General features: G+C 68.8%; 10 protein-coding genes. 6 read left to right on the top strand and 4 right to left on the bottom strand.

Annotation, left to right across the window (positions count from 1 at the left end):
• Positions 1 to 4: 4 nt before the first annotated feature.
• Positions 5 to 1003, bottom strand: a complete 999-nt coding sequence (locus ALI144C_RS39100; RefSeq protein ID WP_193441266.1) for a serine hydrolase — start codon at positions 1001 to 1003, stop codon at positions 5 to 7.
• Between the two features lie 78 nt (positions 1004 to 1081).
• On the opposite strand from ALI144C_RS39100, the gene ALI144C_RS39095 reads away from it, so the two are divergent.
• A complete protein-coding gene (locus ALI144C_RS39095) occupies positions 1082 to 1921 on the top strand; it encodes an ESX secretion-associated protein EspG (protein ID WP_076992273.1) in 840 nt (279 codons plus the stop codon).
• On the opposite strand, the gene ALI144C_RS39090 is transcribed toward ALI144C_RS39095, so the two are convergent.
• Positions 1911 to 2858, bottom strand: a complete 948-nt coding sequence (locus ALI144C_RS39090; RefSeq protein WP_076992272.1) for a GntR family transcriptional regulator — start codon at positions 2856 to 2858, stop codon at positions 1911 to 1913. The genes ALI144C_RS39095 and ALI144C_RS39090 overlap by 11 nt on opposite strands.
• 117 nt (positions 2859 to 2975) lie before the next feature.
• Between ALI144C_RS39090 and ALI144C_RS39085 the strand changes: the two genes are divergently transcribed.
• A complete protein-coding gene (locus ALI144C_RS39085; protein ID WP_076992271.1) occupies positions 2976 to 4091 on the top strand; it encodes an FAD-dependent monooxygenase in 1116 nt (371 codons plus the stop codon).
• Here the strand turns inward: ALI144C_RS39085 and ALI144C_RS39080 are convergent.
• Positions 4054 to 5604 (bottom strand): PucR family transcriptional regulator, encoded by a 1551-nt coding sequence (locus ALI144C_RS39080; protein WP_076992270.1) that lies wholly within the window; start codon positions 5602 to 5604, stop codon positions 4054 to 4056. The genes ALI144C_RS39085 and ALI144C_RS39080 overlap by 38 nt on opposite strands.
• A gap of 62 nt (positions 5605 to 5666) precedes the next feature.
• On the opposite strand from ALI144C_RS39080, the gene pruA reads away from it, so the two are divergent.
• The 3 genes from pruA to ALI144C_RS39065 all read left to right on the top strand — a co-directional run bounded on the left by pruA (position 5667) and on the right by ALI144C_RS39065 (position 9994).
• Positions 5667 to 7292 (top strand): L-glutamate gamma-semialdehyde dehydrogenase, encoded by a 1626-nt coding sequence (pruA, locus tag ALI144C_RS39075; protein ID WP_076992269.1) that lies wholly within the window; start codon positions 5667 to 5669, stop codon positions 7290 to 7292.
• A 9-nt stretch (positions 7293 to 7301) separates the two neighbouring features.
• Positions 7302 to 8216 carry a proline dehydrogenase family protein gene (locus tag ALI144C_RS39070; RefSeq protein WP_076992268.1) on the top strand — a complete coding sequence of 305 codons (915 nt, stop codon included), beginning with the start codon at positions 7302 to 7304 and terminating at the stop codon, positions 8214 to 8216.
• An 83-nt stretch (positions 8217 to 8299) separates the two neighbouring features.
• Positions 8300 to 9994 carry a PHP domain-containing protein gene (locus ALI144C_RS39065; protein WP_076992267.1) on the top strand — a complete coding sequence of 565 codons (1695 nt, stop codon included), beginning with the start codon at positions 8300 to 8302 and terminating at the stop codon, positions 9992 to 9994.
• Here the strand turns inward: ALI144C_RS39065 and ALI144C_RS39060 are convergent.
• The gene (locus ALI144C_RS39060) at positions 9991 to 10764 is read right to left on the bottom strand and encodes a bestrophin-like domain (protein WP_076992266.1); all 774 of its coding nucleotides are present in this window, start codon (positions 10762 to 10764) and stop codon (positions 9991 to 9993) included. The genes ALI144C_RS39065 and ALI144C_RS39060 overlap by 4 nt on opposite strands.
• A 123-nt stretch (positions 10765 to 10887) precedes the next feature.
• On the opposite strand from ALI144C_RS39060, the gene ALI144C_RS39055 reads away from it, so the two are divergent.
• The gene (locus ALI144C_RS39055) at positions 10888 to 13038 is read left to right on the top strand and encodes a DUF7507 domain-containing protein (RefSeq protein WP_143231136.1); all 2151 of its coding nucleotides are present in this window, start codon (positions 10888 to 10890) and stop codon (positions 13036 to 13038) included.
• Position 13039 lies beyond the last annotated feature (1 nt).

Below are 13039 nucleotides of genomic sequence, written 5' to 3'. Positions count from 1 at the left end.
CGGTTCAGCCGCCGTTGGACGGCTGGTACGGCTGCGCGCGCAGCGTCCTGGCGGTGCTGTCACCGGAGATCCTGTCCACCGCGCGGAGGAACTTCGGCCCCATCTCCGAACGCGCGTCCACGAACGGGTGCGTGCCGCCGAAGTCCGCGGCGTGCTCCGGCAGCCCGCGCGCGAACAGCGCGTACGTCAGGACGGGCTTGCCTGCCTTGTCGAACACGACACCGGCCTCGTTGCGGCCGTCGTTGAGCCAACCCGCCTTCGTGGCGACACGGGCGCGGTCGGCCGACGACATCACCCGGCGGATCCCGTCGGTGAACGCCACCTGCGAGCGCAGCAGGCTCAACGCGTAGTCGGTCGACGCCTGGCTGAGCAGCGTGCCCTTGACCAGGCCCTGGAGCAGGTCGTGCGTCTCACGCGGGGTGGTCTTGCCGAGGAAGTACCGCTTCGGGTTGGCGACCGGGATGACCTGCGTCTTCGGGAACCCCTTCGCCTGCAGGGTCGCGTTGATCTCCGCGGGCGGGCAGACCAGCCCGACCAGCCGGACGCACGTGTCGTCCGAGACGGTCAGGAACAAGGCGAGGATGTGCCCGACCGTGAACACGCTCGGGTACGCGCCGTCCAGCGGGATGATCCCGTCGCCATCCTTGATCACGATGTCGGCGGGCACCTCGACCTGCTGGTCGAGCGCCAGCTCACCACGGTCGATCTTGTCAAGGACCGTGACGGCGACGGCGACCTTGTTGACGCTGTACGCCTCGACCACCTCGTCGGAGCCCTGGTCGACCGCGACCCCGTCGGCCACGCTGATGTACGCGTTCCACGTGCCGCCCGCGTCGGCGGACTTCTCCTCGTAGACCCGCTTGACCCTGGCGCGGGCCCGGTCCGGCCTGGCCGGACTTGCTTCTTCCTCCTGCGCGAGCGCTGGTGCGCTGCCGAGAACACTGCCTGCGGCGACCGCGGTCCCCAGACCGAACGCCGCACGCCTGTTGAGTCGGTACCCCATGGTCGGAGATCAAACCACGAACGGGTGAACCGAACAGTGGCAAGTGTCCGTATAGCAAGGCAGATGGGAGGGGTGTGCATGAAAACCGCAAGAAGCAGACCGGCGGGTGCGCCCGGACCGGTCTTCACCATCTCCGACCTGGCGTTCCAGGTGCTGTGGGAGTACCTCGGCCTGCTGGACATGCCGGAGACGCTGACGGTGTCGCACCACGGCCCCGGCCAGCGCGGCATGGTGTCCAAGGCGTGGGCGGAACTGCAACGCGCCGGTCTGGCCGACTCGACCGCTCCCCATCCCCGGCTGGTCGCGCTGCTCAACATCCTGGCTCGGCCCAGCCGGGCCGTCGGCGCGCGACTGTGGCTGGGCGGGCCGGTCCGCGCGTACGCCGCGACAGCGGGCGACCAGGCCGCTTTCGGTGTGCACGTCGGCGGTTACGTGAACATCCACGCCATCCGCCCGCAGGACGTTGCCCGCGCGCCCGTGTCGTTGCTGCTGGAGGCATCGCCGGGGCCGGGCTGCACGGTTTCGCTGCCCAACGAGGTCATCGCCGACGCCCGGTTCCGGTCGATCGCGGGACCCGGCACCAGGACCAGGCCGCGTGCGCCGCGCATCGGGTCCGAAGAGGCCAACTGGCTGGCCGAGACCATCTACGGCGCGGGGGACCGCGGCGAGTTCACCGCGGCTGTGATCGACCACATGGGGTACTCCGTGCGGGACGACGAACTGGTCGGCTTCTTCGACTCGCCCAACGGCCGCTACCTGATCGAGGAGTACCGCGCCGCCGACGGGCGTGACTGGACCACTGTGGAACCGGCCACCGGCAAGATGCTGGTCGAGTGCATCGACCGGACCTTGCTGACGTTGAGCGGCCACCTGACGAGCGAACTGGCGCGCGCGACCGAACCGGCTTTCACGCGCTGAGCTCGCCGAGCCCCAACCCGTCGAGCAACGCGCGCAGACCCTGTTCGAACAGCTTGTCCAGAACGAGGTCGTATCCCTCGGCGTTCAGCGTGGCCAGCACCCGGCTGAACGTGGGGTAGCGGCTGTCGTTGACGATCGTGTCCATCGCGGGCGCCTGCGTGTCCATCCAGTCGTCTTCGGACAGTCCGGACGACCCCGCGGCCTGCTGTTCGCGTTCGAGGTGGATCGCGATGCCCTGGACGTAGCTGAACAGCAGCACGTGCAGGTCGCACATGGCCGCGGGGGTGAGGCCATATCCGTCCAATGTGGACAGAATGAACTCCGCGTGCGTCAGGAGGTTCGGCAACGGCAGGGGCCGGGTGATCGGCGCGAGCTGGGCGAGCCACGGGTGACGGCGGTACAGCGACCACATGGTCCGGGCCGACAGTTCGAGCCGCGCGCGCCACCCCGCGGGCGGCTCGGTCGGGTAGCCGCGTTCGCCGAAGGCCGCGTCGGCCATCAGGATGACGAGTTCCTCTTTGCTCCCAACGTGTTTGTACAGCGCCATCGGGGCGACCGACAGCCGCGCCGCGACACCGCGCATGGACAGCGCGTCGATCCCTTCGACGTCGGCCGTCACGATCCCGGCCCGCACAATGCGTTCCCGGGTCAGCTCCGGCGCGTTGCCGGTGCGCGGCCGCGGGGTGTTCTGCTTCGGAGTGTTCTGCTTCGGCGCGTTCACCGGCCGGGACGGTCCGACGACGACCGTGCCGGAGCGTGGTTCGGCACGGACGAGCCCCTCGTGGCTGAGGGTGGCGAGTGCTTTGGCCGCGGTGGCCATGGCGACGCCCCATTCGGCGGCGATCTTGCGCGTGGACGGCACCTTCGCGCCCGGCGGCAGCTCGCCGTCCGTGATCCGGCGTCTGAGCTCGTCGACGATGGTGAGATACCTGGCCACGGACGCTCCCTGTGCTAGTACAGATGGCCAACTGTACTAGGTCAGAATTGGCAAGAAAACCCAGCTAGACGCATAGTGTGCGGCGTATCCAAGAGACAACGTTCCAGGAGGCACACAATGCGCAACGTCCTCATCTCCGGCGCAGGCGTCGCGGGGCTGACCCTGGCCCACTGGGTGCGCGAGGCAGGCTTCTCGGTGACAGTGGTCGAGCGATCGCCCGGCTTGCGCTCCGGCGGCCAGGCGGTCGACATCCGCGGCGCGGCCCTCGAAGTGATGGCCCGGATGGGCCTCGGTGACCGAATGCGCGCGGCGCGCACCCGGATGCGGGGTATGTCCATGCTCGACGGCGAAGGCAACGAGCTGTTCCGCTCGGAGGAGCACGTGCTGAGCAGCGGAAGGCTGGACAGCGGCGACGTCGAACTGCTGCGCGAGGACCTGACCGCGATGCTCCACGAGCTGACCGAGGACAAGGTGGAGTTCGTGTTCGGCGACGAGATCACGGCCATGGACCAGGTCGAGCACGGTGTGCGGGTCGAGTTCGAGCACGGCGGCTGGCGCACGTTCGACTTCGTGATCGGCGCGGACGGCGCCCACTCGACAGTGCGCAGGCTGGCGTTCGGGCCGGAGCGGGCCTACACCAAGCACCTCGGCCAGTACCTGGCGATCTTCCCGACCGGCAACTTCCTCGCCCTGGACAACTGGCAGATGTGGTTCCAGGACCGGGAAACCCACGCCGGTGGAGCCGTGTACCCCGTGCGGGACAACACAGAGCTCAGGGTCACCCTCGGGTTCTCGGCGGAGGAGATGGACTACGACCACCGGGATGTCGAGTGGCAGAAGAAAACCATGGCCGACCGCATGGCGGGAACGGGCTGGGAAGTGCCCAGGTTGTTGGCGGCGATGGCGGACGCGCCGACCTTCTACTTCGACGCCATGGCCCAGATCCACATGGACGCGTGGACCACGGGCCGGATCGCGCTGGTCGGCGACGCGGGGTACTGCGCGTCCCCGCTGTCCGGCCAGGGCACGAGCCTCGCGTTGGTCGGGGCATACGTCCTGGCGCAGGAACTCGGCGACGACTTCGGCGCCTATGAGCAGCGGATGCGCCCGTTCGTCGAACTCAACCAGGCGCTCGCGACCGAGAACCCGGCCGGTCCGCCTGCGGAGGAGTCGATCGAACGCGCCAAGAACGCGATCAGCCTTGCCGGTGGAGCATCAGCTGTAGCTGGGTGATCAGGCGCTGTTTCGGGTCGTCGAGGTCCATCCCGGCGACCTCAGCGGCGCGCCGGACCCGGTACCGCAGCGTGTTCGGGTGGATGTGCAAGACCTGCGCGGCAGCCCGAACATCCCCCAACGCCTCGAGATATGCCAGAACAGAAGGCACCAGGATGTCCTTGTTGTCCTGTGCGACCAGGTCGGTCAGCCGCGGGTCGCGGATCTCCTCGTGTTCGGCGAGCAGGCCGAGCAGTTCGGCGACCATGACCTCCGCGCGCACGTCGTTGATCGAAGCGACGGGAACGTCCAGTCGCGCATCGAGTATCCGATCAGCCTCCCGCCGGGCACCTGCGGTACGACTCAGGTCTGGTGCCATCCCGACAGCAGCGCGAACGGCGATACCGGCGTGTTGCCGAGCCGCGGCGACGATTTCCCTGGCGAGGGTGGTCATCCCGTCACCCGCGTGCAGGTCGGGAAGCAACGCGTAGATACGAGCCCGTAGCGTGGTGACCAAAGCGGCACGACGATAAGCCGCGGCGTGCACGGAGATCACGTTGATCAGCTCGGCCCTTCGGAGCTCCAGAGTGGACCGGTCGGCCTCGTCGGTGAGCTCGAAAGCCACCACCCCCGCCGCGCGACGGGCATCAGCGCCGATGTTCGCCGCGACGGCCGCGGCCGTGGTGTGCCCGTCCAGCAAGCCTTCAAGCAGACTCTCCCGCAGTCGCAGCGGCGCGGCTGGGTTGTTGCGGCTGCGAACCAGGTGCAGCGCGGTCACGCGGGCAGCGCCAAGCAACGCCCGTTCGGCCTGGTCGGTGAGCGGGGTCGCGCCCTCCTGCACCCAGATGGTTCCGAGGGACTGCCCGCCCGCGTGGATCCCGACCGCCAACCGCCGCCGGATGCCCAGTTCGGGGCGTTCGTCGATGCGCTCGACCGCCTCGCTTTCCCGCAACCGCCGGTACACGCCCCACTCGCGGAGTTTGGCCAGGTAGGACTCGGGGCCCTGGCGGCCGAGGATGGACAGCCGCCGCAGTTCGTCGACCTCGTCGGAGGACCGCGAGTACGCCAGCACCCGGCTGGCGGTGTCCTCGATGCTGACCAGTCCGCCGGTCAACGCGGCGATCGTCTGGGCGAGGGAGAACAGATCGCCGACCGTTTCGCTGTCGGTGTCCGCTCCGACGTTGGCGCGGGCGACCGACTCCAGTTGCTCCCACCGCGCGTCGGGCCGTACCGACAGCAGGGCGACGCCCGCGTCGTTGGCCGTTTGCTCCAGCGCCTCGTCCCGCCCCTTCACCGCGACCGCGAGTGCGCCGCGTCGTGCCGCGGCGCGCACCGTGGCCACCGCTGCGCGACCACGGACACCGATGATCAGCACGACGTCACCGGGCCGTACCTCGGGGTCGTCTTCGGGATCGAGGATCACCACGTCCCGCACCACGCCGTCGAGGCCGCGCGGTGCCGCGACCACGTCGACCAGCGGGTCGCCGAGCGCCTGGAGCAGCTGACGCAGCGTGTTGTCCGATCGGCTAATCATGATGGCCGGATCCTAGCCAATCTTACAAAAATTGCAGCTCAGTAGGGCCCTACGGTGGGCGCATGGACGCAGTGACTCGAGTTCCCGCCCCGGTCAACGAGCAGGTCTACGACTACGCGCCGGGCACCGCGCCGCGCGCCGCGCTGGAAGCCGAGCTCACCGCGCAGGCCAAGGAAACCCATGAGTTCACGCTCACCATCGACGGTGAGCAGCGGATGGCCGGTGGCGCCCGGATCGACGTCGTGCAGCCCCACAACCACCGCGCGGTCCTCGGCACGCTCGCCAACGCCACGCACGAAGACGCCCAGGCCGCGGTCGCCGCCGCCAAGCGCGCCGCACCCGCGTGGCGTTCGCTGCCCTTCGACGCCCGCGCCGCGATCTTCCTGCGCGCCGCCGACCTGCTGACCGGCCCGTGGCGCGCCCGGCTCAACGCCGCCACCATGCTCGGCCAGTCCAAGACCGCCATCCAGGCCGAGATCGACGCGGCGTGCGAACTGGCCGACTTCTGGCGCTTCAACGTGCACTTCGCCCGCCAGATCCTGGCCGAGCAGCCGATCAGCTCGCCCGGCATCTGGAACCGCACCGACCACCGGCCGCTCGAGGGCTTCGTCTACGCCATCACGCCGTTCAACTTCACCGCGATCGCCGCGAACCTGCCCACCGCGCCCGCGCTGATGGGCAACACCGTGGTGTGGAAGCCGTCGCCGACCCAGTCGCTGTCCGCGCACCTGACCATGCGCCTGCTCGAAGAGGCCGGTCTGCCCGCCGGTGTGATCAACCTGGTCACCGGCGACGGCCTCGCGGTCTCCGACGTCGCACTGGCCGACCCGGACCTCGCTGGCATCCACTTCACCGGCTCGACCAAGACCTTCCAGCACCTGTGGGGCCAGGTCGGCGCCAACATCGCCGGATACCGGTCCTACCCGCGGATCGTCGGTGAGACCGGCGGCAAGGACTTCGTGCTCGCGCACCCGTCGGCGGACGTCGACGTGCTGCGGACCGCACTCGTCCGCGGCGCGTTCGAGTACCAGGGCCAGAAGTGCTCCGCGGCGTCCCGTGCCTACGTGCCGAAGTCGGTCTGGCAGCGGATGTCCGGCGACTTCCTCAGCGAGGTCGAGTCGCTGACCGTCGGTGACGTCACCGACTTCGGCAACTTCATGGGCGCGGTGATCGACCGCCGCTCGTTCGACAAGCTGTCCGGCGTGCTCGAGCGGGCCAAGTCGGACCCGTCGCTGCGCGTCGCCGCAGGTGGGACCGCCGACGACAGCGAGGGCTTCTTCGTCCGGCCGACCGTCCTGCTCGGTACCGACCCGGCCAACGAGGTGTTCACCACCGAGTACTTCGGCCCGGTCCTCGCCCTGCACGTGTACGAGGACAGCGCGTACGAGACCGTCCTCGCGCAGATGGAGAACGCGTCCCCGTATGGCCTGACCGGCGCTGTGATCGCCAACGACCGCGCGGCCGTCGAGCGCGCCTCCGAGCAGTTGCGCTTCGCCGCGGGCAACTTCTACGTCAACGACAAGCCGACCGGCGCCGTCGTCGGTCAGCAGCCCTTCGGCGGTGGCCGTGCGTCGGGCACGAACGACAAGGCCGGTTCCCCGCTGAACCTGCTGCGTTGGGTCAGCCCCCGATCGATCAAGGAAACCTTTGTGCCGCCGACCGTTTCACGCCACCCGCACCAGGGGTAGGAGGTAGACATGTTGCGTACCAGCCTGCTTGCCGCGGCACGCTCGCCGTTGGCCCGAAAGCTCGTCGAGCGCAACCCGCTGACCAAGCCCGTGGTCAGCCGGTTCGTCGCCGGCGCCGAGACGCCCGACGCGGTCGCCGCGACCAGGGCACTCGTGGAGTCCGGCCGTGCGGTCACCATCGACTACCTCGGTGAGGACACCACCGAGGTCGCCGACGCCAGCCACACGGTCAAGGCGTACACCGAACTGCTGTCGGCCCTGTCCGACCAGGGGCTCGCGGCTGGTGCGGACGTGTCGGTCAAGCTCTCCGCGGTCGGCCAGGCACTGCCCGGCGACGGTCACAAGATCGCGCTGGACAACGCCAGGCTGATCGCCGAGGCGGCGTCCGGTGCGGGCGCCACCCTGACGCTGGACATGGAGGACCACACCACCACGGACTCCACCCTGGACATCCTGTCCGAACTGCGTGCGGACTTCCCGTGGGTCGGTGCGGTCCTGCAGGCGTACCTCCACCGCACCGAGGGCGACGCGCGTGACCTGTCCGGGCCGGGATCGCGGGTGCGGTTGTGCAAGGGCGCGTACCGCGAACCGGCTTCGGTGGCCTACCAGGACAAGACCGAAGTCGACTGCAACTACGTGCGCGTGCTCCGGGTCCTGATGGAGGGTCAGGGATACCCGATGGTCGCCTCGCACGACCCCCGGATCATCTCGATCGCCGCGGAACTGGGCGCCGGGCGCGACTTCGAGTACCAGATGCTGTACGGAATCCGGCCGCAGGAGCAGGAAACGATCGCGGGCCGCGGGGACACGATGCGCGTGTACGTGCCCTACGGCGTGCAGTGGTACGGGTACTTCATGCGCCGTTTGGCCGAACGCCCGGCCAACCTCGCGTTCTTCCTGCGCGCGATGGCAACACGGGGGTAGCGTCGGTTAAGTCCGGGTTCCCCGGCCGTTCATCTGCTGCGGTCAGTGTTGCGCCGTCTTCGACGAGCACATGAGGAGCGGACGTGGGACATCATCACCACCATGACGGCCATGATCACCCCCACGTCCACCTCCATATCCACTCGGACGAGCTGCCGCGGGCCGCGGACCTGGACGTCCCGGACGAAGAGCTCAACCGCGACGAGCTGACCCGCCGGTCGGTGTTCCGCCGAGCGGGACTGCTCGGCGCGGGCCTGGCCACAGCGGGAAACGTCCTCGACGCGACGCCCGCGGTCGCCGTCGGGGTCGCCGAGAACAGCGTGCCGCGCGGCGGGTTCCGGTGGCTCGCGGGCGACCACCACGTCCACACGCAGTACAGCGACGACGGCAAGTACCGCGTCGTGGACCACGTGCGACACGCGAACGCCTACGGACTCGGCTGGATGGTGATCACCGACCACGGCGGACCGGTGCACGCCAAGATCGGCGTCGACAAGGTCAACCCGGACATCAAGCAGGCGCGGCACCGCTACGACGGCACGCTGGTGTTCCAGGGACTGGAATGGAACATCCCCGGTGCGGAGCACGGCACGGTCTTCGTGGCGCCCGGACGCAACGAGGCGTCGTTCCTGAAGGAGTTCGAACTCGGCTACGACGGCCAGACGAACGAGACCGTCACGGACAAGGAAGCGCTGGCGATCGCGGGTGTGAACTTCCTCGCCGACGGCGTGCGCGACCGCCGTGTCGACGACGCGTTGATGCTCGCGAACCACCCTGCCCGCAAAGGCGTGGACTCACCGCACGAGATCCGTGGCTGGCGTGACGCCGCACCGGGCATCGCGGTCGGGATGGAAGGCGCGCCAGGACACCAGGCGGCCGGCATCCCCAAACCGCACGGTGGCGGCCGCGCGCGAGGTTTCTACGAGGGTTCGCCCGCCTCGAACGCGTTTCCCGGCTACCCGCGGGAGAGCTACTACACGTGGGGTGGTTTCGACTGGCTGACCGCGACCGTCGGTGGACTGTGGGACAGCCTGCTCGCGGAGGGGAAGCCGTGGTGGATCACGGCGAACTCCGATTCGCACAGCGTGTACGCGGACTCCTCGGTGCGCGGCCCGAACAGCGACTTCACCACCAACGGCAGGCACTCCGACCCCGTGCACGGCGGTGCGCTCAACCTGACCGACGGCGACTTCTGGCCGGGCTGCTACAGCCGTACACACGTTGGCGCGCTTGACTTCTCGTATCGCGCGGTGATGGACGGCATCCGGGCGGGCCGGGTGTGGGTCGACCACGGCGGGCTGATCAGCGGCCTCGACGTGCGACTACGCAGCCAGGGCGGCTGGCTGTCCAGTGCGACGCTCGGCGGCTCGTTGCACGTTCGCCGCGGCACGCCGGTGGAGCTGGTGATCAGCATCGACCTCGCGAACGGGCCGAACTGGGCGCGGTTCGTGCCTGTTCTGTCCCGTGTGGACGTCATCAAGGGCGATGTGACCGGGCCGGTGCGCGACCGGGACACGTTCGCGGCGCCCCGGACGAAGGTGGTCAAGTCCTTCGAGGTCAACAAGTCCGCCGGGACCGTGGCGTTCACCTACCAGCTCGGGCGGCTCGACCGGCCGGTCTACGTGCGGGTGCGGGGGACGGACGGCAACCGGGTCGCGCCCGGCTTTCACGGCGCCGCGGTCGACCCGGCCGGGCCGGCGATCGACGTCGTCGGCGACGCGGACCCGTGGCGGGATCTTTGGTTCTACACCAACCCGATCTGGGCGCTGCCGTATTAGGGAATGCGGTCGTACTCGGCCAGTGCCGTCCTGAACGCGTCGGGTTCCACCTTGATCATGCCGTTGTACGGCTCGTCGAGTTCGATCGCGAAGTAGAGCGAGAAAGCCACGATTCCCGCGAGCCCGACGAGTCCGACGACGTGCCGCAGTTCGTTGCTGAACCCCATCAGCAACGGGAAGGCCACCATCATGACCCCGCCGATGATCGTGCCGAACAACAGCAGGTGCAGCAGCGAACTGTCCCCGGTCGCCTGTTCGATCCGCCCCCTGCGCTCGTCGGCGACTTTCCGCACGCTCTTGAGCGCCTCGTCCCGCGTGGCCAGGTCCCGATCCGATTCGGCGGGGAGTTTGGCAATCTCCGCCCGCAGCGCCACGACGAGGTCGTCGGCCTTCGGATCGGCCTGCTGGTCTTCCAGCATCGGCCACTCGCGGTCGATCACCTCCGTCGTGTACTCCTTGACCAGCGCGCGAATCTGGTCCTTCTGCGGCGCAGGCGAGTTGGCCACCTGCCAATAGATTTCGATCAAGCTGGAGGACTCCTCGTCGGCGTGCTGCTCGCTCGCGTCCGCCTCGGTCCACGTGATCACCGTGTAGAAAGCGATGACGACGATGAACAACGCGTTCAGCACGCCGCCGATGAAACCGAACGCTTCCGCGTTGTAGGTTCCTTCCTTGGCACGTTTCCTGCGGCCGAGGGCAATCATCACCCCTGCTGAGATGACCATTACAGCGGCGACGAAGAGATACGCGTAACCCGGCACGACCTCCATGTTTGACACACCGTCGTCGGCAGCGCCATGGGTCGGCCTTCAAATGTACCGGGAGGAGTGAACATCCTGGCGGGCAGTTATGCGCTTGTCCTATTGTCCGTTCTAACCTGACGGAGGTCCACAGTGCGGATAAGGGGCTTGGTGGGCACGCTCTCGGTGCTCATGTTCACGGCGTTCCCCACCGCACCGGTGACCTCGGCGGGCGGACCGGCCACCGCGCCGGTGAGCTTCGACCAGACGATCTACGGTGACTTCGCGCTGGTCGGCAACACAGTCACCACCTGCCCCCGGGAACCCGGCCACCACCCGGTCAAACGCTGCCTCGACGCGCAGAACCGCGTCGGTACAGGGCTTCCAGCGCAGAACAACGGCCATCCGATGGCGTGGGCCGACGTGGACGCCGATCCCGCGACCTACAACTCGTCGAGCGCGCGGTTGCCCATCCCGGCCGGAGCGCGGATCGCCTTCGCCAAGCTGACGTGGGCTGGGAACACCGGCGCGCTGACCGGCGTCCCCTGCGGACGCGGGCCGAGCCGCCCGCCCGGGTCGCCCGAGCGGCAGCAGGTTTCGCTGAAGGTCGGGGACAGGGGCGGGCTGGTCGCGCCCGGCAGGTACACCGAGGACCCACTCGGCGCCATCGCGCACACCGATCACCAGTTCTACAGCGCCAACGCCGACGTCACCGACCACTTCCGCGGCATCACCGGCCCGTCGACCGTCACAGTCGGGAATGTCTGGACGCCCCAAGGCTTCGACTGCTTCGGCGGGTGGTCGTTGACCGCCGTCTGGATGTTCGACGCGCCCCAGTCCTCGGCTCCGGCGCGCAAGCAGGTCGTCGTCTACGACACGTATTCCCGGGTGCTGACCACGAAACCCAGCGCCCATGCCCGGCTCGAGGCGATCCGGTCGGCGGGCGGTCTCACCCGCGCCGGAGTGACCGGGTTCGAAGGAGACTGGGCGGTGACCGGTGACCGGTTCGAGGTCAACGGCCGCAACGTCGCCCGCACCGACAACTTCTTCGCGTCCGCGGCGGACGGACAGCTCGATCCCAAGAGCGCCAACAACATGAGCGTGGACGCCCGCACGGTCGAGCTGCCCGGCGACGTGGTCAAACCACGCGAGAGCGGCGCGAACCTGGCGTTCACCAGCGGAAGCGACGCGTACCTCGTGTCCGGCGTCGTGATGTCCTCAGGCAGGCCCGAGTTGGCCGTGGTCACCTCGGTCGAACCCGCCGTCGCGCATGAGGGTGAGCAAGTCACCCAATCGGTGACGGTGACGAACACAGGCAGTGCACCCGCCACGGATGTCGTGCTGCACATGGACCTGGGATCGTCCTGCGACCAGACCATTCCCCGCGTCGAACCGGGACACCAGGCGAAAGCGACGTGCGCCCGCCCCGCACCCGGCGACGACGTGAAACCGTCCGTGCAGGCGAGTGGCAAGAGCCTGCTCGGCGAGCAGCTCACCGCGGCGGCGTCCACCTTCCTCGAAGTCGTCCGGCCGGGGATCGCGGTGACCAAGGCGGCAGCGCCCACCACCGCTCTCAGTGGCCAGGAGGTCGGGTACACCGTCGAGATCCGCAACACGGGTGACACACCGCTGTCCGCGGTAGCCGTCGACGACAAGCAAGTGGACGCCTGCGACAAACCGGATCTCGGCACACTCGGGGTGGACGAGAGGAAATCCCTGAAGTGTTCGATCACCGCGGCGGACGAGGGCTTCACCAACGCCGTCGCGGTCAACGGCAACGACAAGACCGGCAAGAAGGTGACCGCCGACGCCAGCGCGGCGTTCACCGTCGTTCATCCGCGCGTCGAGTTCTCCGTGCGGCCGTCTACTCGCGCGGCGCGAGCGGGGGAGACCGTGACGTTCACGGTGACCGTGCGCAACCCGACGCCGATCGCGCTGAGCGGCGTCCGCGTGACCGGGTCGCCCTCCGCGTGCGCCCGTGAGATCGGCACGTTGGCGCCGCAGCAAACCGTGGAGTACACGTGCTCGGTCGTGATGCGCGCCCGTCTGACGACGTCGTTGACCGTTGTGGCGGATTCGTTCGTCAACGGGCAGTTGGCCGAGACCAAGATCGAGACAGTCGCTCTGACACCGGCCGTGACCGTGTCGCTTGTGGAACCACCGCCGCAGCCACCGGTCGTCAAGGAGGCCGCGTACTCCCCGCCGCTGCAGAACACGCCGGTCGCCGCGGTCGTCGCGGGTCTCGCCGTGATCGGCATGTTCGTCACGGTCGGCGCGATCGGTGCGACCGCGCGGGCGAGGTGAA

The organism is Actinosynnema sp. ALI-1.44, assembly GCF_001984155.1.
Lineage (GTDB): Bacteria > Actinomycetota > Actinomycetes > Mycobacteriales > Pseudonocardiaceae > Kibdelosporangium.
Note: the sequence above shows the minus strand (reverse complement) of the source record. Positions and strands in the feature narration are given on the sequence as shown.